Origin of the sequence: Desertimonas flava, assembly GCF_003426815.1 — a bacterium.
GTDB lineage: Bacteria > Actinomycetota > Acidimicrobiia > Acidimicrobiales > Ilumatobacteraceae > Desertimonas > Desertimonas flava.
Genome location: NZ_QKYK01000019.1, coordinates 1 through 25,369, shown reverse-complemented (window position 1 = coordinate 25,369; position 25,369 = coordinate 1). Strand labels below are relative to the sequence as shown.

The following is a 25,369-nucleotide window of genomic DNA, read 5'->3' as shown; positions in this document are numbered from 1 at the left end:
CGAGATACGTCTGCATGAATCCACTTCGAGGAGGGTCCGTGTCAATCCTTGCTTCAAGCCTCGCGCTGGGAGCCGCCGACTACTCCTGGCGCGACCACGCACTGTGCCGTGACACCGATCCGGAGCTGTTCTTCCCGGTCGGCACGACAGGGATGGCGCTGGTGCAGATCGACAAGGCCCGGCAGGTCTGCGGCGAGTGCCACGTGCGCTCCGAGTGCCTCGACTTCGCCCTCGAGACCAACCAGGACTCTGGCGTCTGGGGCGGATTGTCCGAAGAGGAGCGTCGCGTCATCCGGCGCCAGCGCGCCGGTCGCAATCGCCTCGCCTCGTCCGCACAGTAGGCCCGCACGCGGGCGGCCCCGCCTCACCGCTGCGAGAGCGGCACCACCAACTGCACCACCGTTCCCTGGCGATCGCCGCCGTGGGCCTCGAGCCCGACCGACTCCAGGTCGACCGGCTTGGCCGGCCGCATCGTGATCGTGCCGTTCAACTCGGTCGTGACGAGCGTGCGGACGATCGACAGGCCGAGCCCGGTGGCCGCCTCGATCTTGAACGACGGGTCGAGTCCCTTGCCGTCGTCGACCACGTCGATGCTCAACTCGTCACCGTCGTTGGTGAGCGACACGACGACGCGGCCCCCTGCGCTGCCTTCGGGGAAGCCGTGGTCGACGGCGTTCTGCATGAGCTCGGTGAGCACGACCGACAGCGGCGTGGCGACGCGCGCCGGGATGCGGCCGCCGTCACCGGCGAGCGAGAACTCGACGGGGCGATCGGGCGACTGCAGGCTCTCCTCGGCGAGCCGCAGCAGCGGTCGGACGATCTCGATGAACGTCACGTCGTCGCCGGGCTCGCGCGACAGCGACTCGTGGACGAGGGCGATGGTGCGGATGCGGCGGACCGACTCCCCCACCGCCGCGACCGCCTCGGGATTGGTGAGGCGGCGCGCTTGAAGGCGCAGCAGCGACGAGATCGTCTGCAGGTTGTTCTTCACCCGGTGGTGGATCTCACGGATGGTCGCGTCCTTGCTGAGCAGCATCCGATCGCGCTGGCGGACGTCGGTGACGTCACGGATGAGCAGCACGCCACCGGTGACCTTGTCATCGGACAGGATCGGCATGCAGCGGCAGAGCAGGACGACGTCCGATGACTGTTCGAACTCCTCGACGACCGGCGTGCGGTCCTCGAACGCCCGGCGAACCATGTCGTCGTAGAAGCCGAGCTCGGCGAGGCGCATGCCGACGGCGTTGGCGTTGATGCCCACGCGGTGCATCGCCGAGTTGGCGTTCGGCGAGAGGTACTGGACGCGCGCGTCGCCGTCGACGACGAGCACACCGTCGCCGACGCGCGGCGCGGCCGTGGAGTCTCCGATCGGCCCGGCGTAGGGGAACACGCCGTCGGCGATCATGCCGGCGAAGCGGTCGAACAACGAGACGTACTGGCGCTCGAGCTCGCCGGGCACGCGACCGGAGCGCTCGACCCACTCGCGGGTCATCACGGCGATCGTGCGGCCGGCGTGGCGCACGGGCACGGCGAGCATGCGCGCCGGATCGGTCTGCTCCTCGACGGTGACGTCACCCTCGGTGATCTCGCCGGTGGCGAGCACCGAGGCGAGGATGCTCTGCTCGGCGGAGTTGGCGAACGTGCCGACCCAGTCGGTGCGGTAGACGGTCTGGCCCGTGGCCGGGCGCACCTGGCCGATGATCAACCAGCGGTCATCGGGCCCCGGCGCATAGAGCAGGAGGTCGGAGAAGCTCAGGTCGGCGAGCAGACCCCACTCCGACGTCAGCCGGTTGAGGTGACTGACCTGCTCTCGATCGAGCGTCGTGTGTTCCCGGACGAGGCCCGCGAGCGATGCCATCTACTTGCGTTCCCCGGCCACGCAGGCCGCGTGAACGGCCGGGTCCGCTAGCGCTCCGCAGGCCTTCACCGCTCGGACCCCGGGACGCTCGCTGCGCTCGCTGAGCTCCGGACCGGTCCCAAAGGTCAGTCTTTGGGGCTCTGACTCGACTCGGTACATCGGTCCTAGTTTGCCCCATGCGCTCGCCCATCATGCGGACGCGTCGTCAAGAGACTGTAAAAAGAATCGCGCGCTGAGGAAATGGCTACACGAGCTGCTCGACGATGGCGAGCAGACCGGCGACGTCGTGGATGTCGGTCGGCAGCGCCTCGACATCGAGCAGCTGCGGAGCGAGGGCGGCGAGCTCCGTGCGGCGCTCGGCCTCGCGCGTGGCCACGAGGGCGACGTCGTGGAATCGTCCGGCGATCTCGGCGAGCACGGTCGAGACCGTCTCGGCGGCGACCGCGTCGTCCGTGCTGCGTGACCGCCGGCCGCCGGACAGCGTGGCGGCCACCTCGGACGCGAGCCCGGTCGTCGCCACGGCGTCGGCGAGCTTGCGCGCGCTCGTGGCCGCGGCGCGCGACGTGAGGCCCTTCGGCAGCACCCGGTTCGCCACGATCGCCCCCAGCTGGTAGCGGCGCGACGACAGCTCACGGGCGAGGAACGTGGCCTCGTGGGCGGGGGCGGCCTCCAAGGTGGAGACGATGACGAATGTCGTGCGCGGGTCGCCCAGGAGCGCCTCGACCTCACGGGCCCGGGCGACGAAGCCCTTCTCCATCGCCTGGAAGAGGATGAAGAACTGGGCGATGTCCTGCAGGAAGTGGGAGCCGAGCACGCGGTCGGCCACCTGCATGAACGGTTTCGACGCCACGTTGAACAGGCGCGACCGGTACGGCACGGTCAACCACCGCAGGAGACGGCTGCCGAAGAACTCCACCATGCGAGCCGGCGCGTCGAGGACGTCGAGGGCGTTGCGCGACGGCGGGGTGTCGACGACGACGAGGTCGTAGGCCCCCGAGGCGTGGACCTCGTGCAGCTGCTCCATGGCGAGGTAGTCGTGGCTGTGCACGAAGCGGCCCGTGATGTTCTGGTACAGCGGATTGGAGAGCACCGACTCGCGCACGGTGGCGTCTGGTGCGTGGCGGCGGATGAGATCGTCCCACCCCGCCTTGGTGTCGAGCATCGCCGCCCAGAGCTCTCCCCGCGGCTGCACGCCGGTCCCGGCGAACGCCGACTCGGGCACACGAACCGCACGGTTGCCGAGCGCACCGACGCCGAGCGCGTCGGCGAGGCGGCGGGCGGGGTCGACCGTGAGCACGAGCACCTTGGCGTCCTGATGCACGGCGGCGACCAGGCCGAGGGCGGCGGCGATCGTCGTCTTGCCCACACCGCCCGAACCGCAGACGAGCACCATCTCCTTGCTCGCCAGCAAAGCATCGAGACCCGGCGGCGCCACCGCCTCCGATCGCTGCTTCTTTCCGGCCACGACGACTACTCCACATCCAACTCTTCGGACAGCGCCTCGGCGACGAGGGCGACGACGCGGCGGCCGGTGGCACGGGTGAACAGCTCGGGCACGTAGAGCACGGGCAACCCTTCCGGGAGCGCAGCGCGAAGGGTCTCGAGGTGTCGGTTGCCGACCTGCCGGCGGGCCTCGTTGAGCTGTGCGGCGACCACCACCTCGTGGACGGCGGCGCCGGCGGCCGCGGCCAGCTGCGATTCCACCTCGCCGAGCCGGTCGACCACCGCCGATTCGCGGCGATCGAACAGCGCCGGCAGCACCCGATTGGCCACGATCGCAGCCGGGGCCACGTCCGACTCGGCACCGAGCCTTCCGAGCAGATCGATCGTCTCCGTGACCGGCATCTCCTCGGGGGTGGTGACCACCACGACTCCCGTGCGGGCCGGATCCTCGAGGATGTCGAGCATCCAGCGCGTCTGGTCACGCACCATGCCCACCTGCACGAGCTCGCTGATGACCCGCGGCGCGGCGACCTGGGCGACGATGTGGCCGCTCGCCTCGGCATCGACGACGACGAGGTCGTAGTGGCGTTCGCGCACCTCGTAGGCGAGCTTGCCGACACCGAGGATCTCCTTCACGCCCGGCGCGGCGTCGGCGACGAAGTCGAACGTGTGGGCCAGTGGCCCGATCCGGCCGACGAGCGGAAGCCGCACGAACAGCTTGAGGTACTCGCGCAGGGCGTCCTCGGTGTTCATCGCCATGCCGTAGAGGTCGTCGTCGAGACGGCGCGGTTCGAACTGCAGCTCGCCGGCGTCGAGCGTGGCGGCGAGGGCGCCCTTGGCGTCCATCTCGCACACGAGCGTTCGCTTGCCCGAGCGGGCAGCCAGGTGAGCGAGGGCGGCCGCGACCGACGTCTTGCCGACGCCGCCCTTGCCCGTGACGAAGAGGAGCTGCCGGTCGAGCAGGTGCATCGTGCCGGTCGCTCGCTCTCGAGACTGCCGGGGGGTCGCTCAGCCCCCGAAGCCGATGCGACGCTCGCCGTCGGCGGCACCGATTTCGACGTAGGCGATCTTCGCCGACGGCACGGCGACGCGCTTGCCCCGGCGATCGGTGAGCCAGAGCACGTCGTCGGTGCCCGCCAGGGCCGCCTCGATACGCGGGACCGCCAGTTCGTCGTCGTCGGAGAGCTCGAGGTTGATCTCGCGAGGGGCCTGCGTCACACCGATGCGTACGTCCACGCCCGCATCGTACGGCGTTCGTCCTCGGCGACCTCGCTGCGCTCGTCGCCTGCGGCGAGTTTGTTGGTGCGGGGAACGAGCGCTCTCACAACGCGGTTGTACAGATGGCGTCGCCGCGGGCGCGGCTGGACTCCGTCGCCACGTCGAGCGTGACGCCCGACGGGTACAGGGCAGTGAGCATGCCCCGCACCAGTCCCCGATCGACCGCGCACAGGACAGGGTGGTCCAGGGCGAGGCTGCCGAACGGGCAGTGGTCGTTGATGATGCGCAACTTGTCGCCGGCCCCCGTGCGAGCGGCGAAGCCGTGGGCGGTGAGGGCGGCGGCGACCGACTGCATCGCCGAGCGCAACGATCGCTGACCGGCCACGAGGGCGTCGCCCGTGAGACCGGCGGCGAGCTGCTGGCCGTAGGTCGCTCCGACCTCCTCGGCCATCGCCTCGGCGTCGGGCTGGGGAAGGCGGGCGAGGGCCTGACCGAGCAGGGCGAGCACGAGATCGTCACTGCGCACGGGCGGCAGCTCGGCTGCCGTGTCGCCCGGTACGGCGACGTAGTGCTTCGACGGGCGGCCGGCACGGCGACCGGCACTGTCGCCGACCGAGCGAGCGACGACCTCCACGTAGCCGCCGGCAGCGAGCTTGTCGAGGTGATGGCGAGCGACGTTGGGGTGCACCCCGACCTCGGCGGCCACCTCCGACGCCGTGACGCCGACGGGCTGGTCGTCGTGCGTCGTGTGCTCGCGGACGAACAGATAGATGCGGCGGCGGGTGGGGTCGCCGAAGGCGTCGGTGATCGCCGACACGACGGCCGTGAACCCGGGGTCTCCCGCTGCCCCCGAACCGGCCTGCGGGCCGGATGTCGCGTGGGGCGCACCCGTCACCGGCTGCGTCATGCCGGTATTCTACCTATCGGGATAGTGCAAATGTCCTTCCGCAGCGTCCGGGCCGCGCAGGCCCTGGCGCGGCGCTCCCGACCAGTCCAGGCCGGCAGCGTTCCCCACGAGCCACGGAGAAGCCGATGCCCGTCACGTCCGAGCAGATCGTCGAGGCGCTACGCCCCGTCGAGGACCCCGAGCTGCACCGTTCGATCGTCGATCTGGGCATGGTGCGCCGTGCCGAACCGGTGGGTGACGGCGCCGCCGCCGTCACGATCGCCCTCACGGTCGCCGGTTGCCCGTTGCGCAACGAGATCCAGAACCGCGTCCACGGCGCCCTCGCCCCGCTCGGGATCACCGCCGTCGACCTCGACTTCACCGTGATGACCGACCAGGAGCGCGAGGACCTGCGCATCAAGCTGCAGTCGTCGGGCGGCCATGCCCACGGTCACAGCCACGGCCAGCCCCAGGGTCACGCCGAGGGCCGCCCGGTGCCGTTCAATCAGCCCGGCTCCAAGACCCGCCCGCTGCTGATCTCCTCCGGCAAGGGCGGTGTCGGCAAGTCGTCGGTCACCACCAACCTCGCCGTCGCCCTCGCCGCGCGCGGTCACTCGGTCGGGGTGGTCGACGCCGACATCTACGGCTATTCGATCCCGCGCATGCTCGGCGCCGACGCCGAGCCGGTGGCCATCGATCAGATGCTCATCCCGTCCGAGTCGTGGGGCGTCAAGTGCATCTCGATCGGCTACTTCGTGCCCGAGGGCCAAGCGGTCATCTGGCGTGGCCCGATGTTGCACAAGGCGCTCGAACAGTTCCTCTCCGACGTCTTCTGGGACGACCCCGACTTCCTGCTCATCGACATGCCGCCGGGCACCGGCGACATCGCGATCTCGCTGGCGCAGTACCTGCCCCGCGGCGAGGTGTACGTGGTGACCACGCCCCAGGAGGCGGCGCAGAAGGTGGCGCGCCTGTCGGCGGCGATGGCGGCCAAGGTGAATCTCGAGGTCCGCGGCGTCATCGAGAACATGTCGTGGTTCACCGGTGACGACGGCAAGCGCTACGAGATCTTCGGGTCAGGCGGCGGCGCCGAACTGGCCGCCGAGCTGGGCGTGCCGCTGCTCGGCCAGATCCCGCTCGTGCCGGCCCTGCGCGAGGGCGGCGACTCCGGCAAGCCGATCGCCGCGGTGGAACCGGACAGCCAGACCGGCCGGGCGTTCCATGCCCTCGCCGAGCGCATCGCCGTCGATCTGCGGCCGAAGAAGATCTTCAGCGACGCCCTGCGCGTGCTGTGACAGATCCCCTCCTGGCGACAACGTCGTCGATCACAAGTAACGTCCGCAGGCGATGAGCGACGCGCCTGCGCCTCCGCCCCAGCCGCCTCCCCCGCCGATGGCCCCGCCACCTGGCTACGTGGGATACACGGAGACCAACTGGCGCGGCGACCTCGCCCGTGTCGGCGGCCTCGAGCGCTGGATCTCGATCCTCCTCGGTGTGTCGGCGTTGAGCGGGATCATCGGCTTGGCCACCACGTCGAGTGCGTTCGACGCCGCCGAGGACTTCCTGCGCAACAACGACGAGGACGAGTTCCGCGACGCGATCACGGCCAACTCGATGAGCGGTCTGCTCGGCGGTGCGGCGAGCATCGCCCTGCTCGTGCTCAGCATCGTCTGGCTCTATCGCGTGATCCGCAACCACCAGACCCTCGGGCGCCAGGTCACGTGGGCGCCGGGTTGGGCGATCGGTGGATGGGTCCTCCCCCCGATCCTCTTCATCATCCCGCTGCTCGTGCTGCGCGAATCGTGGAAGGCCGCCGACCCCGACGTCCCGCCCGGTTCGCCGGCGTGGCGGCAGGGCCGCGACAACCCGGTGATCTGGTTCTGGTTCGTGGTCTACGGCGTGTTGCCGCTCGTCTTCACGATCCTCGCCGCCGTGCAGGTGGGCCAGTTCGTCCTCGGGTCGGGCACCCAGCTGGGCGGCGACGTCGAGGACCTCGCCGAGTACCTCAACGACAGCAAGGGGCTGATCATCGCCCAGGCCGTCGTGTCGATCGTCTCGGCCGTCGCCTGGTTCCTCGTGGTGCGGGCCATCACCGCCCGGCACACCCGCCTGACTGGTGAGGCATCGGCGCGATGAGACTGTTCGTCGTCCGCCACGCCAAGGCCGGCGACCGCAAGCGTTGGAAGGGGGCCCCCGACGAGGTCCGGCCGCTCTCCAACAGTGGACGGGCGCAGTCGGCGGCGTTGGCCGAGCGGCTGATCGAGGAGAAGCCGACGCGCCTCGTGTCGTCGCCGATCCTGCGATGCGTGCAGACGCTCGAGCCGCTCGGCGAACAGGCGGGCCTGGCGGTGGAGGTCGACGAACGATTGATGGAGGGCGCCTCGTTCGAGGAGTCTCTGGCCCTCGTGGCCGAGCTGCCCGACGGGGCCGTGATCTGCAGCCACGGCGACGTGATCCCCGATCTGATCAGCGCCCTCGTCCGGCGGGGCATGGAACTGACCACCGAGCCCGACTGGCGCAAAGCGACCATCTGGGTGCTCGACGGCCCCGACGAGCGCTCCCCCGACGACGAACCGATCTTCACCACCGCCGCCGTCGAACACCCGCCCCGCTTCGACTGAACGCGGCGAGGGTGCCAGACGCTCTTCCGAGATAGTGCCTGGCACTATCTCGGGACCGCACGTGAGCGGCGCTGGCTATGGAGCCGTCGACTCGGGACGGGTGGACGGCTCGAGGCCGTCGATGAAGTCCTGGACCATGCCCTCGATCTGACCGGGTGGGTCGAGCTCGATGCACGTCTCCGCCTCGGCGCGAGCGGTCTCCACGTCGCCGTCGAAGTTGCCGGCGATCACACCCAAGAAGCAGTGTGGGTCGGCGTAGCCCGGATCGAGCTCGGCCGCCTCCGTGAGCTGATCCCTCGCCGCCTCGACGGCGACCGTGCGGATCTCGTCGGGCTGGCCGAGCGTGTTGATGTACAGCAGCCACGCCAGATAGGTCTTGGCGACGACGTTGTCGGGCTCCAGCTCGAGCACCCGCTGGTAGCGATCGGCGGCGTCGGCGTTGACGCCCGCGCCGAACAACTGCCGGGCCTCGGCCATCAGTGCCGGGACGTCGTCGCGCTCGGCCACGGCCTGACCACCGGTGATCTCCTGGCCGGGCAGACGCTGGCTGGATCGATCGGCGACGAGCCACGCGATTCCGGCGGTGGCAGCCACGATGGCGGCGCCGATGCCCAGTCGGCGGGACCAGTTGACCGGCCGTTTCGGCGGCAGCTCGGCCCGGCCGGCTTCGATCTGGCGCAGGACGTCGGCGGCCCGCTTGGTGTAGCCGTCGCGCAGGGTGACGTAGTCGTCGTCTTCCACGTCGCCGGCGTCGTGCTCGGCCTCGAGGTCGCGGAGCGAGCGCAGCAGGAACGTCCGCTCGGCCTCGAGGGTGGCGAGTCGGTCGAGGTCGACGCGCGGGGTCATGACTCGTCGTCGAGGGCGGCGGCGACCAGCGCCCGGTCCTCGTCGGTGGGTCCGTCCTCGAGGGCGGCCTCGCGCCGCCACTTCGAGAACACGAGCACGAGCCCGGTGAGTCCGGCGACACCGGCGGCCACCGGCAGGGCCCAGACCAACACGTTGACGCCCTTCCCGGTCGGCAGGAGGAGCAGCCGCTCGCCGTAGTTCTCCTCGAGCGCGGCGACGATCTCGTCGTCGCTGAGACGCCCCTCGTCGACCATCGCCTGGATCTCGCGGCGGATGTTCACCGACGCCGTCACCTGCGACTCGTACACCGTCTCGCCGTTGCACTCCGGGCACGCCAGTCGCCTCGAGATGGCGTCGGCCCGCTCTTCGGGCGTCGACACGCCATCGTTGCCGACGGCGCCCATCACGACGAACAACACGGCGAGGAAGAGCAGGACGATCCACCCCGGCCAGCCCTTCAGCCGGTGGTTGAAGGAGCTGCGAGCAGCGAGCGTGGCGGTCATTGGACCGGCGCCTCGAACGTGGCGACGGTGTCGATGAGCAGCTGAGCGCTCACCTCGCCGATGTAGCGCCGGCGCACGTACCCGTTGGGGTCGACGATCCACGTCTCGGGCACCTTGGTGACGCCGTAGACGTTGGCGATCGACCCGTCGTCGTACACGACGTCCCAGTCGAGCCCGTTCTCCTGGAGATACTCGAACGAGCGCGCCGGGTCGTTGCCCCACAGCACCGAGACGAGCTCGATCTGGTCGGCGCCGCGCGTGTCCTGGCCGGCGTCGAAGTCGACCAGTTCGGGATGCTCGGCGACGCACGGCCCGCACGTCGAGTCGAAGAAGTTGAGCACCACCCAGCTGCCGCTGCGTTGGGCGAGGCTCCACGTCCGCTCGGGGACACCGGTGTTGCCGCCGGTGCCGGCGAGCCGTCCGGTCGTGTCCGGCGCCGGCTGGTTCAGCCACCTGGTGTCGGCCGACTCGGCCTCGCCGGAGTCGCTGCGGGCGAAGACGAAGAACAGCAGGGCGAACACCGCAGCGATGCCCAGGGCGACGAACGGGGCGATGCGCGAGCGGCCGCTGCGGCCGCCGCCGTCACCGTCGGCATCGGCCGGCGTCGATGGCGCGAGGGTGTCAGACATTGGCGAGCTCCGGTTCGGGATCCGGGGTGTCGGGCGCGTCGGGCGTGGTGGGCTTGCGTGCGCCCGACGGGGTGACGGGGGCCGAGACGGGATCGGTCGGCCGGCGCCGGCGTGAGCCAGGGAAGGCGGCGAGCAACGTACCGATCGCCATGATCCCGCCGCCGATCCACAACCACACGATGAGCGGCTTGACGAACACGCGGATCGTCGCCTCGGTGTCGAGGCTCTCCGAGTTGCGCCCCTCGAGCGTGAGGTAGACGTCCTTCACCAGCCCGGTTCGCACGCTCGGCGTCGGGATGTTCTGGCCGAAGTCGGTGTACAGCGTGATGCGAGGCCGGTAGACCTGCTCGCCGTCGACGAGGACGTTGGCGATCGTCGCCGGACCGACCGACGTCTCCTCCATCACCACACCCTGCAGCTCGAACGTGTGCCCGCCGAAGGCCACCGGTTCGCCGGCTTCGAGGGCGAGCGTGCCCGAGCGCGTGTAGCTGTTCGACGCGGCGAGGGCGACGGCGATGAGGATCACGCCGAGGTGGACGATCATGCCGCCGTTGGCCCGGCCCACGAGGCCGCGCCAGCCGTTGCGGCGAGTGGCCAGCACGACCTGGCGCAGCGACGCCCCTGCGGCCCAGCCGCCCAGGCCGAACGCCACGAGCGGCGCCCAGCCGGTGGCGCCCACGGCGACGGCGATCGCCAGGACGATCACACCGCACACGGCCGGCCAGAAGAGACGTTCACGGAGCAGTTCGCTGCTCGCCTTGCGCCACGGCAGCACCGGGGCGATCGCCATCAGGAACAGCAGGAGGAGCCCGATCGGCATCGTCAGGCGGTCGAAGTACGGCTCGCCGACCGTGATCCGCCGGTCCTGGAACGCCTCGACGAGCAGCGGGAACAGCGTGCCGAGGAACACGACGAAGGCGAACAGGGCGAAGATCACGTTGTTGGCGAGGAACGCCGCCTCACGCGAGAGCGGGGAGTCGATCGTTCCCGGCGATCGGAGGCGGTCGCCCCGCCACGCGATCAGGCCGAGCGACACGGCGAGCACGACACCGAAGAAGGCGAGCAGGTAGTTGCCCACCGGACCGTCGCCGAAGGCGTGGACGCTGCTGAGGATGCCCGAGCGGGTGAGGTAGGTACCGAGGATCGTGAGGCAGAACGTCGAGATCAGCAACGAGAGGTTCCAGACGCGCAGCATGCCGCGTCGCTCCTGGACGAGCACCGAGTGGATGTAGGCGGTGGCGGTCAGCCACGGCAGGAGGCTGGCGTTCTCGACCGGGTCCCAGGCCCAGACGCCGCTCCAGCCGAGCACCTCGTAGCTCCACCAGGCTCCGAGGAGGATGCCGATGGTGAGGAACGCCCACGAGAACAACGCCCAGCGCCGCGTCTCGAGCAGCCAGCCTTCGCCGAGACGGCCGGTGATCAGGGCGGCGATGGCGAAGGCGAACGGCACCGTCATGCCCACGTAGCCGAGGTACAGGATCGGCGGGTGGAACAGCACGAGGATGTGGTTCTGCAGCAACGGGTTGGGTCCGCCCGGTGCGAACGTCTCGGCCCCGGCGCCGAACGGCGTTGCCGGGCCGAAGCTGACCAGGGCGAAGAAGGCCAGCACGACGAACATCACGACGAACGCCCAGCCCACCAAGGGGTCGTCGGTGCGCCTGCGGAAGCGCCAGCCGACGGCGGCGGTGAAGCCGGCGAGGATGAGCAGCCACAACAGGATCGAGCCCTCGAGGGCCGACCACATGGCAGCGATGTTGTACAGCCGCGGAGTGTTGGGCGAGCCGACCTGCTGCACGTAGGCGATCGAGAAATCGCGGGTGATCAGCGCCCGCTGCATCATCGCCACGGCCAGCACCGCACCGAACAGCCCGAGCGCGGCGTACATCGGACCCTGGCGCAGCAGCTTGCGATTCCCGGAGCGGATGGCGTACACGGTGGACGCGGCGCCGGACACGGCGGCAGCCAGCACGAGCAACAACCCGGCCTGCCCGAAGGCGCGGTTGATACTGGCCGCGAGCAACATCGATCAGGCGCTCTCGTCGTAGACGCCGCAGTTGGGTCCCGACCCCTCGACGCGGTCGGGGTTCTCTTCCTTGTACTCGTTGGAGTGCTTCACCTCGACGGCGTCGCCGGCGAACACCTGGTCGTCACCGAGACGACCGTGCACGACGACGGGCTCGCACTCGGCGAACATGCCGCCCGGCTCGCCGCGGTAGCGGACCGGGAGCGATACACCGTTGAACGAGATGGAGAACTCGGTGAAGCCGGCGCTCTGCGTCACCGTGCCCTCGTCGACCACACCCTGCACACGCAACCGGCGGCCGGCATCACAGCCGTCGCGCACACCGATCTCGTCGACATTGCAGTAGTAGTCGACCGCCGATCGCAGGAACTGCGTGACGATGACGACGCCGGCGCCGAGCACGGCGACCAGCACGCCGATCGAGACCCACTTGCGACGGGAGCTGACCGTGCGGCTCGACGTGGTGGGCGCTGGCGTCCGGGGCGACAGGTCGAGGTCGCCGCCGCGGTCACCGATGTCGCCACTTTGGGTTTCAGTCACGCCCGGTCACATCCAGGGCTTGTCGTCGTCGGCCAATTGGGCGGCGGCTCGACGACCCCGGCGGATGACGTTCCACGCGTAGGCGATCGTCGAGACGGCGACGGCCACGTAGGCCGTGATGATGAATCCGGCGTCTTCCATCAGAAGGCTCCTGTCGATGCGCCGGGCGTGCCGCCGGACGTCGGGACGGTGGCGCTGCCGAGCGATTCGCGGCGGCGCAGGTCGAGTGCGTGGTCGAGGCCGAGGTCGTCGACGAGGTCCTCGGCGGCGAGCGTGCGCATGCGGTGGATGACGAGCCAGGCGAACACCAGCGTGAACACCACGAGCCCGAAGAACATCGTGAACAGCATCATCCCCTCCATGTGCACGTCACCGTTGGGGTTGAGCACCGAGGCCTCCTGGTGGAGGCTGCGCCAGATCTCGACGCTGAAGTGCACGAGCGGGATCTCGAGGACGGCGAGCAGGCCGAGGATCGCGCTGCGCTTGGCCCGCTGCTGGTGCGAGCCGCCGAGACCACGCACGGCCAGGTAGCCGATGTAGGTCACGAAGAGGAACGCGGTGGTGGTGAGACGCGCATCCCACTGCCAGAACACGCCCCAGGTGAGACGCCCCCAGAGCGCGCCGACCAGCAGCGTCTGGGCCATGAACAGGACCCCGACCTCGGCCGACGCCCCGGCCAGGCGGTCCCAGCCGAGCGCCTTCTTTTTGGAGAAGAGGTAGGTGGCCGACGCGATCGCCGTCACACCGAAGGCCAGATACGCCACCCAGACCGTGGGAACGTGCAGGTAGATGAGCCGAACGGCGTCCTTCTGGGCGTAGTCGCGGGGCGAGAACACGAGGGCGAACGCCGCCAGGGCGACACACCCGGCGAGGCAGGCGATGCCGAGGTTGCGGGTGGCCGTCGTGCCGGTGCGGGCGCTGCCGGTCGTTCCTGCCGTCTCTGCGCTCATGCAGCTTCTTCTTCCTCGATGAGTGGGCCGAATGCCACCGTGCCGGCGGCGCCGTAGAGCACGGCGAAGAGGACGACGAGCCCCATCCAGGGCCAGCCCTCCGACACCGTGCCTTCGGCACCGATAGCCGGTTCGACCGCTCGGGTTGCTCCGATCAGAACAGGCGCCACGACCGGGAGCAAGAGCAACGGGAGCAAGGTTTCCCGCCCTCGGGCGCCGGCCGCGAGACCTCCGTAGAGGGTACCAACGGCGGCCATCGCGAAGGTCACGGCGAGGCCCGTCGTGACCAACAGCACGATCGATCCCGGTTCGACCTCGACGTCGTACAGCGGGATCGCCACGAGCAGCAGGACGAGCACGAGGGCGACCAGCTGCACGGCGAGGGCCAGCGTCTTGCCCCAGTACAGGGCGGACGCGGGCAGGCCCGCGGTACGCAGGGCGTCGAGAGCGCCGTCCTCGGTCTCGAACGAGAACGAGCGCTGCACCATCACGAGCAGGGAGAACAGCGTGGCGAGCCAGATCAGCCCCGGTGCCACCAGCGGCAGCAGGGTGAGGTCGTCGATGGCGAAGGCGAACATCACCACGACGATCCCGGCGAACGGCAGCACCTGCTGCACGGCGACCCGGCTGCGCCACTCGACCAGCAGATCTCGCCGAACGACGATGCCCACCGTCGCCAACCAGCGCTTGAAGGGCGTCATCCGAACGCCTCGGCCCGGGGGTCGAAGTCGCCGACGACGGTGCCCCCGGCCAGCTCGATCGTGCGGGTGGCCAGCGCCGACGCCCGCTCGAGCTCGTGGCTGGCCAGGATGACGGTCACCCCGAACGACGAGGCCTGCCGGATGATGTCGTCGATCTCGTCACGGGCGGTGGCGTCGAGGCCGGTGTGAGGTTCGTCGAGCAGCCAGAGGTGGGCCCGGCGCACGACGAAACAGGCGAACGCCGTGCGGCGCATCTGACCGGCCGACAGCCGGCGCGCCGGCAACCCGGCCAGCCGGCCCGACAGGCCGAGGCGGCCGAGCACCGTGTCCACCTCGCCCGGGCCAGCCCCCACCACCGACGCCCAGAACTGCACGTTCTCAGCGACCGTGAGGTCGAGGTACAGCCCGTTGCGGTGCCCGAGCACGCCGACGAGCGGGCGCAGCTGCTTGCGATCGGTGCGCAGGTCGCAGCCGAGCACGGTCCCCTCGCCGCGGACCAGCGGGATCCGCCCGGCGCAGAGCCGCAGCAGCGTGGTCTTACCGGCTCCGTTGGGCCCGCGCAACAGCACGATCTCGCCGGGCCGGACGGTGAGCGTGACCCCCGCGAGAGCGGGGAAGCGGCCGAGGACGGCCACGGCCCCGTCGAGCTCCACAACCGGTGGGCGCGGCTGCGCGTCGGGACCGGCCGCATCCATCTGCAGGGACGCTACTGGCGCAACCGGGCGGGTTCCCAGTGCGGTCAACGCCTTCGTCCACCTCGTCGTGCTGCTGGGCGCTGGCGCAAGTGCGAGTCGTCGACGGGCACCGGCCTGTACCTTTCCCGGCATGGCGCGAACGTCGAGGTGGGATCGTCCGCCCGTTCCCAAGGATGTCCGGTGGGGTGTGCGGCTGTTTGGAAAGGTGCTGATCTGCACCGGACTGTTGATGTTCGGCTTCGTCGCGTACCAGCTCTGGGGCACCGGCATCGAGTACGCCCGGGCGCAGAACCGTCTCGATGGGCGCTTCGAGGAGCTGATGGAGGCCAATGGCGTCGATCCCGACGTCAACCCGTTCGAGGCCATCTCCACCACCACGAACACCACTGCCGCGCCGACCACGGCGCCCACCACGGCGGCGCCCACGAGCGTTCCGACCACCGGCGAGGTCGCTCCGACCACAACCGCGGCTCCCGAGACCACCGCGACGCTGGCCCCCACCACGACGGCCGCCCCCACGACGTCCATTGCGGCGGCGCCGCAGGTGCTCGACTGGAGTTACGTCGACGAAGAGGAGTTCATCGGTCAGCTGTGGATCCCCTCGATCGGCATCGAGGGGCAGAACGTGGTGCAGGGCGTCGGCCCCACCGACTTGCAGGACGGGCCCGGCCACTACCCCGACACGCCGTTCCCCGGTGAGCTCGGCAACGCCGCCATCGCCGGCCACCGCACCACGTGGGGTCAGCCGTTCCACGATCTTCCCGACGTGAAGGTCGGCGACCAGATCGGGTTCCTCCTGCCCGACGGGCGCATCTACGTCTACGTGATGACCGGGAGCGAGACCGTCAACCCCGACGACAGCCACGTCGTGGCCACCACCGACACGACGAGGGCGACGCTCACGCTCACCACCTGCACGCCGGTCGGCACCGCCAAGCAGCGCTACATCCTCTACGCCGACTTCGTGCCCGAGCTGTCGTCGCCCGTCGGCGCCTACGTGCCACGAGGCAACAACGGTGCGGTCGCCCTTCCGGGCGAGGGCGGCGACGCCGCGCCTGCGGCCACGACGATCCCGGCGCTGTCCACCGAGCCCGCCACCACCGAGCCCGCCACCACCGAGCCGGCCACGGTCGCCCCGCCGACCTCGGCCGTCGCCCCCACCACGACGTTCGTCGACGACCCGGTCGTGTCCACCAGCCCGGCGCCGGTCGAGACCGGGCCGGACACCACACCGGCCGTCGCCGGCGCCGACGACGCGGGGAGCGGCACGCTCGGCGAGGCCAGCGACGGGAGCGAGGACGCCTTCTCCAGCCACTGGTTCGACGATCGGGCGGCGTTCCCCCAGGTGGCCCTCTGGGGTGTGATCGCCACCGCCGTCGTGGTGGCGGCGTACCTGCTGGCTCGCCGCCTGCGCAACAGCTGGGTCGGCCTCGCCGTCGGCGTCGTGCCGTTCCTCGTGACGCTCTACTTCTTCTACCAGAACGTCAACCGGCTCCTGCCCGCCGCGCTGTAGCAGCAGGTTCGGCCGCAACGGCCCGTACGTGCAACACCCGCTGGCCGTGACCAGCGGGTGTTGTCCGACGGTGCGCACGGCCCGTCGGCCCGCACCTGTCGGAGCCGGCTCGGGTACCTGCCCGTCGGCGAGCCCTCCCCGGCGCTCTTCGTCGACGTCTCTAGAATACTGCACTGCGACAGGCGCCCGCTCCGGTTTGCGAACGACCGGGCAGTGCAGGGCGCTACGGCGCGGTACGGCGGGCTCAGCGCTGCGTGGTGGTCGCCGGGTCGAGAGCGATCGGTTCACCGACGGCGCTGAACACGATGGACACCAACGACGATTCGAGCTCGATGACGCGCGTGCCGTCGGCGCCGACGACGGCGCCGTCCACGTCGTCCCCATCGACGTAGACCACGTCGATGCGCCGCGTGATGCGGTTCGAGTCGACCCAGAGCTCCAGCGACCCGATCGACGTGTCGGCCGAGGTCGGCAGGAGGGCGAGCAACGCCGGGTCGATCGCGCCAGGCGTCATTGCCCGGAGATGCACGGTCTCGATGCCGTCGACGATGTGGGTCCCGTCGGGCTCGAAGCCGGCCGTCGGGGTGAGCCGATCGAGGAGCTCCCGTGGATCGGACGGCGTCGGACGAACGATCGGCAGCGTCGGCGACGGGTCGGGCTGCCATCCATCCGGGGTCGGCTCGTACCAGTGGCCATCGACGAAGAGGCGCTCGTCGGCAACCGATGTACCGCCGTCGGAAGTGTCCATCCCGATCAGCAAGGCGCCGTCGGCGAGCGTCACCACCGCGTGCCACACCGAGGAGCCGGACTCGAACGACACCGTCGCCTGCGCCGTCATCGCGTCGCCGACCGGATCGGCAGAGGCGATCACCGGCCACGACGACGGAAGCGCAGCCGTGATCGGTACGGTCGGCACGATCGGCGCGCTGGGCGGGCTCGTCGGCTGCGGACCAGATGTCGTCGGCGGGAGGAGCGTCGCCCCGACCGTGGACGGTGGTGCCTCCGGCGACACGGCCGGTCGACCCGACGCGGGCGCCCCCTGGCGTCCCGGGACCACGACGAGGGCGGCGATCGCCGCGGCCGCCGCAACGGCACCGAGCCCGACGCGCAACACGACACGGCGTGTCCGTCGCGCCGGTTCCGGCTGGTCCTCAAGGATCTCGCGCCAGATCGCTCGGGCGCGAGGGCCGTCCGGGTCCGCCAGGTCATCGGCCATGGACGGCCGGGCGGTGCGAAGGGCGTCGAATGCCGACTGGGACCGGTCATCGTCGCGGCCCGGCTCGAACGATCGGCTCATGTCGCAAGCCCCGCTCGTTCGTCGAGAAGCGCCACCATCGACATGACCGCCGCCGGTTCGTCGGCTTCCAACTGCCCGGCGAACCGGCGGCGGGCCCGATGCAGGCGCAACCGCGCCGTTCCGGCCGTGGTGCCGAGCACCACGGCCAGCTGCTGGGCGGTCAGGTCGTCCCAGGCGACCAGGATGAGGATCTCCCGGTCGGCCGCCGAGAGCCGATCGAGGGCCGACCGGATCCGGCTCGACCCGAGACCCGGTTCGGCCGGCGGCGCGACCGGCTCGGGACGCGGCACACGTTCCAACAGCGAGCGATGGCGCCGACGGGTGCGCGCCTGGTTGCGCTGAACGTTGGCGGCCACGGCGAGGAGCCACGGCAGCGCGTCGGCCGGCACGACGTCGAGGCGGCGCCAGGCGACCAGGAAGGTCTCGCTCACGAGGTCGTCGGCGTCGCTGCCGACGATCGACCGATGGTGCGCGTAGCGACGCACCGCTGCGTAGTGCGCACGGAAGATCGCGTCGAACCGCTGGCGCGCGTCGAAGGTCACGACCAATTCTGTCCGGAGTCCGGAAGTCGTTACACGCGGCGGTTCAGTCGGTCCGCAGCGCGTCGGCCGGCGCCACCCGCGCCGCTCGCCACGACGGCTGGAGCCCGGCGAGGAGACCGGTGACGGCGCCGATGACGGGGGCCGGCAGCGTGAGCGCGGGATCCAGCGTGGTGGTCCACCCGCGCTGCGCCGAGACGACGACCACCACCAGGATCCCGAGACTCGCACCGAGCACCCCTCCGAGCGTCCCCAGCGTCGCCGACTCGGCGAGGAACTGCCCGGCCACGTGGCGCCGCCGCGCGCCGAGCGCGCGACGTACACCGATCTCGGAGCGACGCTCGAGCACCGCGACGAGGGTGGTGTTGGCGATCCCGATCATGCCGACGAGCAAGGACAGGCCGGCGAGGCCGTAGAGGAGGGCCGTGACGTCCGACTCGACCGTTGCCCGCAACGCCCCGGGCTCCGGTGGGGCGACGACCGCCAGCCGGTCGGGATCCTGCGGCCGCACGGCCATCGCGGCCTGGGACCCGATGAGTCCGGCTGCGCCGGGCGCCACCTCGATGAGCACGGTGTCATCAGCCTCCTCGTTGGCGAAGTCGGCGATGGCGGTGCCGCTCGGGACGACCACCGCCTGGAGGAGCTCGGGCACGCGCTCGACGTGGTCGATGATCCCGAGCACGACGTACGCGTGATCGGAGATGAAGATCGCTGCCTGGTTGTCGACCCGCGTGATGCCGAGCTGCTCGGCAGCGTGGCGGCCGAGCAGGGCGACCCGCTCGCCCCGGCGGTCGTGAAAGTCGTCGAAGAGGCGCCCGGTGCCGACGTCGGGGCGGGCCGCGAGGAGGGCGCCGGGGCTCACCGCCATCACGCCGAGCGACCGGGGTCGACGAGAGAGCGCGACCAGTGTGCGGACGTCGAGATCGTCGTCGTCGACCTTCCAGTAGAGGCCGGCGTGTTCGACGCCGGCCAGACGTTCGAGACGTTGCTGCGCGTCGGCGGGGAACGGCGCGTCCGACTCCGCTGCCCCTCCGGCCGGCTGCTGCGTATCGGTCACGCGGACCTCGGTCGCCACCAACTCGTCGAAGTGCTCGCCCACCTGGGATTGGGCGGTCGCGGCGAGTCCCGTGGTCGCCACGAAGGCGGCGACACCGACCGTGGTGCCCAGTGCGGTGAGCAACGATCGCCCCGGTCGTCGCGTGATCGCCGCGGCCGCCTCGCCGAGCAGATCCCTCGCAGCCAGCGACGATCGGAGCGATCCTTTCCACCGGCTCATGTCGCGACTCCCCCCTGCACGATGCCGTCGCGGATCTCGACCACTCGATCGGCTCGGCGGCCGACCGAGATGTCATGGGTGATGACGACCACCGTCAACCCGTCGTCGTGCAGCTCGTCGACGAGCGCGAGCACCTGCTCCCCGGTCGCCGTGTCGAGGTTGCCGGTCGGTTCGTCGCACAGGACGAGGGCCGGCCGCCGCACCAGGGCGCGGGCGAGGGCGACGCGCTGACGCTCTCCCCCCGACATCTGTGACGGGGTCGCCCACATCCGCTCGGCGAGCCCGACCCGTTCGAGCACGTCGAGCGCCCGACGCCGGCGCTCTCGACGACGGACGCGCTGGTAGAGCAAGCCGGCCTCGACGTTCTCGACCGCGGTGCGGTAGCCGACCAGGTGGAACGACTGGAACACGAAGCCGATCAGATGGGCGCGAAGTCCCGACCGGGCCCGCTCCGAGAGACCAGCCGTCGGTTGACCATCGAGCGTGTACTCGCCCGTCGACGGGTCGTCGAGGAGACCGAGCACGTTGAGCAGCGTCGACTTTCCCGATCCCGATGGCCCCATGATCGCCACGTACTCGCCGCGCTGGACGCGCAGCTCGCACTCGCGCAGCGCCGTCACGGGCGGAGCCGACGGGTAGGTCTTGGTCACACCGCGCATTTCGACCACGGATGCCGGCGCCGGCGGCTCGTGGTCCGGCGTCGGCCCGCTGCCCGGTGTCGTCGCCACGCTCACGACACCGCCGCGAGGTTCGTCAGCACGGTCGGCGCGACGGCCTCGAGCAGCTGGAACGCCTGCGACTCGCTGGCTTCGCTCCGCGGCCCATCGAGCTTGACGGTGACGACCAGCCCATCCGAGTGCCACGACGCGACGCACATCGTCGGGTCGTTGCGGCAGCGCCCAGCCTGCTCGCCGCCCAGCACCGGAGCCGCGGCGACCTCGACGTCGCGACCGGCGATGTGCTCGGCGTACGCGGCGAAGCCGACCTGGCCGTCGAGGATCGTCGCCTCGACGACGAGCCCGGTGGAGCCGGCAGGTTCCGACGCGTCGGCGAGGTCGACGCCACAGGCGATGCTGATGATCCCGGCGCCGACGGAGCGCCGGTCGAGCCAGACGCCCGAGGGCAGGGCGCTCGGCACGGCGCCGACGTCGGCCACCGCTGCGGACGCCGCCTCGGCGGACAGCATCGGGCACGGCTCCGAGACGGCCGTCGGCGCCACGACGTTGCCGGCGACGAACCGCGTCCAGCCGAGCTTCGCCGCCCGGACGGCGTCACCGGACGTCGTGGGGGCTCGCGATCCGGCAACGACGACGGCAGCCACCTGGCCCGCCGAACTCACCGCGGCCACCGCGACGAGGCCGGCGGCGAGCCGTCGCACGGCCACGGCCAGACGTCCGGACACGCGTCCGCGCCTCACGAGTTCTCCCCCACCACGACCTGGTCGCCCTCTCCGAGCTCGCCGGTCGCCACGGGCGTCACCTGCACGAAGCCATCGGCGGAGAGGCCGGGCTCGACAGCCACCGCCGTCACGGTCCCGGCGTCGTCGTCGACCACCTCCACGCGTGCTTGGCCGTCAGCGCCGGACCACACCGCGGCAAGGGGCACCACCAGAACCGGCGACGAGGTGGCGGCGGCGGTGAAGGTGACGCGGACGTTGGAGCCGGTCCATGCCGGCGGAATCGGGTCGACACCATCAACGATCACGGGGAGACCTCGCTGCCGGCCGTCCCCCGACGATTCGACCTGCTCGCCCACGAACGACAGCCGACCGGCGATCGCCGTCGTCGACATCCCGTCGTTCATGACCTCGACCGTCATGCCAATACGGAGGATCGCCGCGTCCGACGGCGACACGGTCGCCTCGACCTGGAGGGCGGACGTGGCGAGGACGATCAAGCCGTCGGCGCCCGACCCTCCATCATCGCCGCCTGCCGCGTCGTCACCGACCTCCGCTCGCAACGAGCTGACGGTCGCCGGCAGCGCCGGCACGAACACGACCTCCCCGAAAGGAATCGTCGGTCCGGACCGTGCCTCGAGATCGGTCACCGCCGCGGTCGCCCGATCGAGGGCGTCTCGGGCCCGCGCCCGGGCCTCGGCCTCGGCCGTGACGTCCGGTGGCGCGATGAGATCGGCGAGCGTCGCCTGGGCGAGACGGAGCTCCTCGGCGGCAGCCTCAGCAGCCTCGACGGAGTCACGCGCCGCCACGTCGGCGGCGAGAGCGGCGGCCTCGACAGCCGCCGACGCCGCCGCCCGCTCCGGCGCCGTCGACTCGGCATCGGCCAGCACGGAGTTGGCGGACATCAGGGCGTTGTCGACGGCAGCGTCGGCAGCGACCTGGGCCACGACCGCTGCGGTGGTCGACCGCTCGACGTTGCGTCGCGCCGCGTCCACGGCGATCTCGGCGGCGACGACATCTGCCCGGGCCGGCCCCTTCGCCGCGTCGTCGAGGGCGACCTCCGCCGCGCCCAGCGTCTCCTCGGCATCGGCCATCGCCTCGCGCGCGTCGGCGAGGTCGGTGGCCTCGGTGTCCGAGCTGGGGACCGGCTCGTACCCGAGCCGGTCGTAGAGCTCGGCGACACAGGCCTTCGTCGCGTCGCCATACACGCCGAGATCGCCGGTCGTGTCGCAGCCGAGACGCTCGAGTCCGGTCTGCAACTGGTCCACGTCTGCCCCCTTCACGCCCGGCCGCATCGTCCGGTAGGCGGGGACGGTTCCCTCGATCACCACAACGGGCCGTCCCGACATCTCGAGGACCGCGGCGCCCTCGGCGACCTCGTCGCCGACGGCGACGGGGACCCGTGTCACCGTCGCGCCATCGTCCGATGACGGCCCCGTGATCGTGACCGACTCGCCCGGAACCACATCGCCTCGCGTCACCACGCGCGACGCGAGGATCCGCAACTCCACGGGGGCGGCGATCAGCGACGGTTCGGGCGCACGCGCCCTGGCGGCTGCGGCGGCCGGCGATTGCACCCGCGAGCCGGCTGCCCATCCGGCCAGCGCCACTCCGACGAACGTCGCCACGACGACTCCCACGACGACGTGCCGGCGTGCCGACGAGCCGCTCATCGAACGGGCCCCGCCGGGCCGACGACGCGACCACCACGGACTGCACTGGACCTCATGACGGGGAACTGTCCGGACGGTCCGAGCCGTTTCCGCGGAAACGAGGGCCCGCTCGCGGACAGAACCCAGCGACACGACGTCGTGTCCCGTCCCGAACTCACACCAGGAGACACCATGTTCCGACCGCGAGCCATGGCCGGCGTCCTGACCCTCGTCGCCGTCACGACGGCTGCGTCCGCCGCAGTTGCCGGCGCGGCGCCGCCCGACGACACTTCGCCCGCACCGCCACCCGACATCGACTTTCAGATCGACATGCTGCTCGGTCTCGTCCCCGACGACGAGCTGGACGAGTACCTGCGCAGTCAGGACCGACGGTTCGTGGAGGCGATGCAGGCGTGCATGAACGAGGCCGGGTTCGAGTACGTCGGCGTGGACGAGGACCTCATCGGGTTCGACCCCTACCGCGGCATGGACCGCATCGAGTACGCCCAGCAGTACGGCTATGGCTATTGGACCGCCCTCGACCCCGACGTCAGTCAGGCCCAGGCCATCGAGATCGGCGTCGAGCTCGCCGATCTCAGCCCCAGCGAGCAGGACGCGTGGTTCGCCGTGCAGCAGGAGTGCTACGACGCGATCGACCAGGACGGCGTCGATCCGTCCCGGAACCCGATGGTGCAGCAGGCCCTCGCCGACTTCGAGGCGCACGTCGATGCCGACCCACGCGTCCGCGACGCTCGCGAGCAGTGGCGGGCGTGCGTGAGCGCGGCGGGCCACGATTTCGCCGCACCCGACGAGATGCAGTCGTCGATCGTCGACTACCACCGGGACGCGGAGACGATCGAACGGCTCGCGCTCTCGGAGGCATGGAAGCCGAGCTCCCCGGACCACCCTGAGTGGCAGGACCTGGTCGACCTCGAGATCAGTGTCGCCGTCGCCGATGCCACGTGCACCCCGCCCCTCGACGAGGTCCGGCTCGAGGTCAAGGCCGACCTGCGCCCCCAACTCGTCGAGGTCTGGCAGACGATCGACTGGGGACTTGCTCCCGTGGACGAGCAGGATCCGCTGCCCCCCGACGCAGTCATCGACGACGCCTGAGTACCTCCATGTGTCGGGGGACTCAGACCCGTGCCCAACGACACGTCATTCCAGCGAGCGAAGACGGCCACGTTTGGGCCATCATGTTTTTCGCAGCCCTCGACCCCCGGCTCCCCCATCCGGTGCGGGTCGAGGGCTGCCAGATTTTCCTCTCGGCTCGCCGTCGTGGCGATCCGGCCCGCTTGTGGTTCGGGCCCGTTCTGCTGCAACACTTCGGCCTTGATGACTGCCACCGACGCCGCCCCCACCTCGACCGACGCCGACACGACGCGGGTCAACGCCGCCATCGACGCGCTCCTCGCCGCGCACGACCCGAAGACGACGAGCAACGTCGAGTTCCGCGGCGCCCAGTTCGACGCCGGCCTGGCCTGGGTGCACTTCGCCGAGGGCGACGGAGGCCTCGGCGTCAGGCCCGAGCTCAACAAGCTGGTCGAGCGCCGGCTTCGCGAAGCCGGCGCGGCGCCGACCGAGCCGAGCACCTTCTTCATGCACCTCGCGGGCCCGACCATCGCCACCCACGGCAGCCCCGAGGTGAAGCAGCGGTTCCTGCGCCCGATGTTCACCGGCGAGGAGAAGTGGTGTCAGCTGTTCTCCGAGCCCGGCGCCGGTTCGGACTTCGCCGGCCTCGGCACGCGCGCCGTGCGTGACGGTGACGAGTGGGTGGTCAACGGACAGAAGGTGTGGAACACCCTGGCCCACCTCGCCGACTTCGGCATGCTCGTCACCCGCACCGACCCCGAGGCACCCAAGCACAAGGGCATGACCTACTTCGCCCTCGACATGCGGTCACCCGGCGTCGAGGTTCGACCGCTGCGACAGATCACCGGCGAGGCCGAGTTCAACGAGGTCTACATGACCGATGTGCGGGTCCCCGACTCGCACCGCATCGGCGACGTCGGCGAGGGGTGGCGCGCCAGCCTCACCACGCTGATGAACGAGCGCAACGCCATCGGCGGCGGTGGCGGCGGCACCGGTCGTCCCGGCGGCGCGGCGAACGACGCCGTCGAGGTGTGGAACGAGATCGCCGAGGCCGACCGCGACCCGGCCGTGAAGGATCGCCTGATGCAGCTGTGGGTGCAGGCCGAAGTCGGCCGGCTCACCAACATGCGTGCCGCGCAGAACGCCCGCGCCGGGAACCCCGGGCCGGAGATGTCGATCGCCAAGCTCGCCTACTCCGAGTTGAACAAGGCGCTGTACGACTTCTGCATGAACCTGCTCGGCGCTCAGGCCCTGATCGACTTCGACTACACGTTCCGCCGGCCCGGCGACCTCGACGTGCAGGGCACGGGCCACGGGCTCCGCTACGCGTTCCTCCGCGTCCGGGCCAACTCGATCGAGGGCGGCACCTCGGAGATCATGCGCAACATCCTCGGCGAACAGGTCCTCGGCCTGCCCGGCGACGTGCGCGTCGACAAGAACGTCCCCTGGAGCCAAGTCCCCCGCAGCTGACGTCCCCCAACCCCGATTCTCAGCCGTCTGTGGTCGCGAAACGGGCGCTCCTGTCGCGTTCGTGGGTTCTGAACGGTGGAAGTGCATACGGGGTGGGCCTCTGCCAGGCTGTTGCGGTTTGTGGTCGCTCGGGTGTGGGCGATCGTGGGCGCGGCGGTCGTGTTGGTGACTTGTGTCGGTCGTGGCTGGCGGTGTCCGGGGTGGGAGTCTTGCCGTGTCGT

Annotated in this window: 27 protein-coding genes; 7 read left to right on the top strand and 20 right to left on the bottom strand. The window is 70.7% G+C overall.

Features of this window, described 5'->3' with window-relative positions; all coding sequences use genetic code 11:
- The first annotated feature begins 38 nt into the window (after window positions 1-38).
- Window positions 39-341: a WhiB family transcriptional regulator gene (locus DN771_RS19185; protein ID WP_276113884.1), complete on the top strand. Its 303-nt coding sequence runs from the start codon at window positions 39-41 to the stop codon at window positions 339-341.
- 23 nt (window positions 342-364) lie between these two features.
- Here the strand turns inward: DN771_RS19185 and DN771_RS19180 are convergent, their stop codons facing one another.
- The 5 genes from DN771_RS19180 to DN771_RS19160 all read right to left on the bottom strand — a co-directional run bounded on the left by DN771_RS19180 (window position 365) and on the right by DN771_RS19160 (window position 5,426).
- Complete coding sequence (locus tag DN771_RS19180) at window positions 365-1,858, bottom strand: sensor histidine kinase (RefSeq protein WP_116999172.1); 1,494 nt, start codon at window positions 1,856-1,858, stop codon at window positions 365-367.
- Window positions 1,859-2,102: 244 nt separating this feature from the next.
- Entirely contained in the window at window positions 2,103-3,323 is a 1,221-nt protein-coding gene (locus DN771_RS19175) for an ArsA family ATPase (RefSeq protein WP_162942144.1), read from the bottom strand.
- A gap of 5 nt (window positions 3,324-3,328) precedes the next feature.
- The gene (locus DN771_RS19170; protein ID WP_116999170.1) at window positions 3,329-4,270 is read right to left on the bottom strand and encodes an ArsA family ATPase; all 942 of its coding nucleotides are present in this window, start codon (window positions 4,268-4,270) and stop codon (window positions 3,329-3,331) included.
- A gap of 39 nt (window positions 4,271-4,309) precedes the next feature.
- Entirely contained in the window at window positions 4,310-4,537 is a 228-nt protein-coding gene (locus DN771_RS19165) for a DUF3107 domain-containing protein (RefSeq protein ID WP_116999169.1), read from the bottom strand.
- 85 nt (window positions 4,538-4,622) lie between these two features.
- Window positions 4,623-5,426 carry a helix-turn-helix transcriptional regulator gene (locus DN771_RS19160; protein WP_116999168.1) on the bottom strand — a complete coding sequence of 268 codons (804 nt, stop codon included), beginning with the start codon at window positions 5,424-5,426 and terminating at the stop codon, window positions 4,623-4,625.
- A gap of 125 nt (window positions 5,427-5,551) precedes the next feature.
- On the opposite strand from DN771_RS19160, the gene DN771_RS19155 reads away from it, so the two are divergent.
- The 3 genes from DN771_RS19155 to DN771_RS19145 are packed head-to-tail and all read left to right on the top strand — an operon-like array spanning window position 5,552 to window position 8,026.
- On the top strand, window positions 5,552-6,700 hold the full coding sequence (locus DN771_RS19155) for an Mrp/NBP35 family ATP-binding protein (protein WP_116999167.1): 1,149 nt from the start codon (window positions 5,552-5,554) through the stop codon (window positions 6,698-6,700).
- A gap of 52 nt (window positions 6,701-6,752) precedes the next feature.
- Window positions 6,753-7,541, top strand: coding sequence for a DUF4328 domain-containing protein (locus DN771_RS19150; RefSeq protein ID WP_116999166.1), 789 nt, complete (start codon window positions 6,753-6,755; stop codon window positions 7,539-7,541).
- Window positions 7,538-8,026, top strand: a complete 489-nt coding sequence (locus DN771_RS19145; RefSeq protein WP_116999165.1) for a SixA phosphatase family protein — start codon at window positions 7,538-7,540, stop codon at window positions 8,024-8,026. Before DN771_RS19150 ends, DN771_RS19145 begins: the two co-directional genes overlap by 4 nt.
- Before the next feature lie 75 nt (window positions 8,027-8,101).
- Here the strand turns inward: DN771_RS19145 and DN771_RS19140 are convergent, their stop codons facing one another.
- Genes DN771_RS19140 through ccmA form a run of 9 tightly spaced genes read right to left on the bottom strand, consistent with a single transcriptional unit; the run spans window position 8,102 to window position 14,913 of the window.
- Window positions 8,102-8,872 (bottom strand): tetratricopeptide repeat protein, encoded by a 771-nt coding sequence (locus DN771_RS19140; RefSeq protein ID WP_116999164.1) that lies wholly within the window; start codon window positions 8,870-8,872, stop codon window positions 8,102-8,104.
- Window positions 8,869-9,375, bottom strand: a complete 507-nt coding sequence (locus DN771_RS19135; RefSeq protein ID WP_116999163.1) for a cytochrome c-type biogenesis protein — start codon at window positions 9,373-9,375, stop codon at window positions 8,869-8,871. Before DN771_RS19135 ends, DN771_RS19140 begins: the two co-directional genes overlap by 4 nt.
- Window positions 9,372-10,004 (bottom strand): TlpA family protein disulfide reductase, encoded by a 633-nt coding sequence (locus DN771_RS19130; protein WP_116999162.1) that lies wholly within the window; start codon window positions 10,002-10,004, stop codon window positions 9,372-9,374. Before DN771_RS19130 ends, DN771_RS19135 begins: the two co-directional genes overlap by 4 nt.
- Window positions 9,997-12,027 carry a heme lyase CcmF/NrfE family subunit gene (locus DN771_RS19125; protein WP_227462411.1) on the bottom strand — a complete coding sequence of 677 codons (2,031 nt, stop codon included), beginning with the start codon at window positions 12,025-12,027 and terminating at the stop codon, window positions 9,997-9,999. Before DN771_RS19125 ends, DN771_RS19130 begins: the two co-directional genes overlap by 8 nt.
- 3 nt (window positions 12,028-12,030) lie before the next feature.
- Entirely contained in the window at window positions 12,031-12,567 is a 537-nt protein-coding gene (locus DN771_RS19120) for a cytochrome c maturation protein CcmE (protein WP_116999161.1), read from the bottom strand.
- Window positions 12,568-12,573: 6 nt separating this feature from the next.
- Entirely contained in the window at window positions 12,574-12,708 is a 135-nt protein-coding gene (locus DN771_RS30705) for a hypothetical protein (protein ID WP_276113882.1), read from the bottom strand.
- On the bottom strand, window positions 12,708-13,517 hold the full coding sequence (ccsA, locus tag DN771_RS19115; protein ID WP_116999160.1) for a cytochrome c biogenesis protein CcsA: 810 nt from the start codon (window positions 13,515-13,517) through the stop codon (window positions 12,708-12,710). The genes DN771_RS30705 and ccsA overlap by 1 nt, the downstream gene beginning before the upstream one ends.
- The gene (locus DN771_RS19110) at window positions 13,514-14,218 is read right to left on the bottom strand and encodes a heme exporter protein CcmB (protein WP_116999159.1); all 705 of its coding nucleotides are present in this window, start codon (window positions 14,216-14,218) and stop codon (window positions 13,514-13,516) included. Before DN771_RS19110 ends, ccsA begins: the two co-directional genes overlap by 4 nt.
- A complete protein-coding gene (gene ccmA, locus DN771_RS19105; protein ID WP_116999158.1) occupies window positions 14,215-14,913 on the bottom strand; it encodes a heme ABC exporter ATP-binding protein CcmA in 699 nt (232 codons plus the stop codon). The genes DN771_RS19110 and ccmA overlap by 4 nt, the downstream gene beginning before the upstream one ends.
- A gap of 130 nt (window positions 14,914-15,043) precedes the next feature.
- Here ccmA and DN771_RS19100 point away from each other — a divergent pair, with 130 nt between their 5' ends.
- Window positions 15,044-16,426 (top strand): sortase, encoded by a 1,383-nt coding sequence (locus DN771_RS19100; RefSeq protein WP_162942143.1) that lies wholly within the window; start codon window positions 15,044-15,046, stop codon window positions 16,424-16,426.
- A gap of 244 nt (window positions 16,427-16,670) precedes the next feature.
- On the opposite strand, the gene DN771_RS19095 is transcribed toward DN771_RS19100, so the two are convergent.
- Genes DN771_RS19095 through DN771_RS19070 form a run of 6 tightly spaced genes read right to left on the bottom strand, consistent with a single transcriptional unit; the run spans window position 16,671 to window position 22,607 of the window.
- A complete protein-coding gene (locus tag DN771_RS19095) occupies window positions 16,671-17,723 on the bottom strand; it encodes a hypothetical protein (RefSeq protein WP_116999156.1) in 1,053 nt (350 codons plus the stop codon).
- A complete protein-coding gene (locus DN771_RS19090; protein WP_162942142.1) occupies window positions 17,720-18,265 on the bottom strand; it encodes an RNA polymerase sigma factor in 546 nt (181 codons plus the stop codon). Before DN771_RS19090 ends, DN771_RS19095 begins: the two co-directional genes overlap by 4 nt.
- Before the next feature lie 43 nt (window positions 18,266-18,308).
- Window positions 18,309-19,538: an ABC transporter permease gene (locus DN771_RS19085; RefSeq protein ID WP_116999154.1), complete on the bottom strand. Its 1,230-nt coding sequence runs from the start codon at window positions 19,536-19,538 to the stop codon at window positions 18,309-18,311.
- Window positions 19,535-20,266: an ABC transporter ATP-binding protein gene (locus DN771_RS19080; RefSeq protein ID WP_205528663.1), complete on the bottom strand. Its 732-nt coding sequence runs from the start codon at window positions 20,264-20,266 to the stop codon at window positions 19,535-19,537. The genes DN771_RS19085 and DN771_RS19080 overlap by 4 nt, the downstream gene beginning before the upstream one ends.
- Window positions 20,267-20,268: 2 nt before the next feature.
- Window positions 20,269-20,955 (bottom strand): hypothetical protein, encoded by a 687-nt coding sequence (locus DN771_RS19075; protein WP_162942141.1) that lies wholly within the window; start codon window positions 20,953-20,955, stop codon window positions 20,269-20,271.
- Window positions 20,952-22,607: an efflux RND transporter periplasmic adaptor subunit gene (locus tag DN771_RS19070; RefSeq protein WP_116999152.1), complete on the bottom strand. Its 1,656-nt coding sequence runs from the start codon at window positions 22,605-22,607 to the stop codon at window positions 20,952-20,954. The genes DN771_RS19075 and DN771_RS19070 overlap by 4 nt, the downstream gene beginning before the upstream one ends.
- A gap of 171 nt (window positions 22,608-22,778) precedes the next feature.
- Here DN771_RS19070 and DN771_RS19065 point away from each other — a divergent pair, with 171 nt between their 5' ends.
- Window positions 22,779-23,699, top strand: coding sequence for a hypothetical protein (locus DN771_RS19065; RefSeq protein WP_116999151.1), 921 nt, complete (start codon window positions 22,779-22,781; stop codon window positions 23,697-23,699).
- Between the two features lie 222 nt (window positions 23,700-23,921).
- Window positions 23,922-25,148 carry an acyl-CoA dehydrogenase family protein gene (locus DN771_RS19060; protein WP_116999150.1) on the top strand — a complete coding sequence of 409 codons (1,227 nt, stop codon included), beginning with the start codon at window positions 23,922-23,924 and terminating at the stop codon, window positions 25,146-25,148.
- Window positions 25,149-25,369 lie beyond the last annotated feature (221 nt).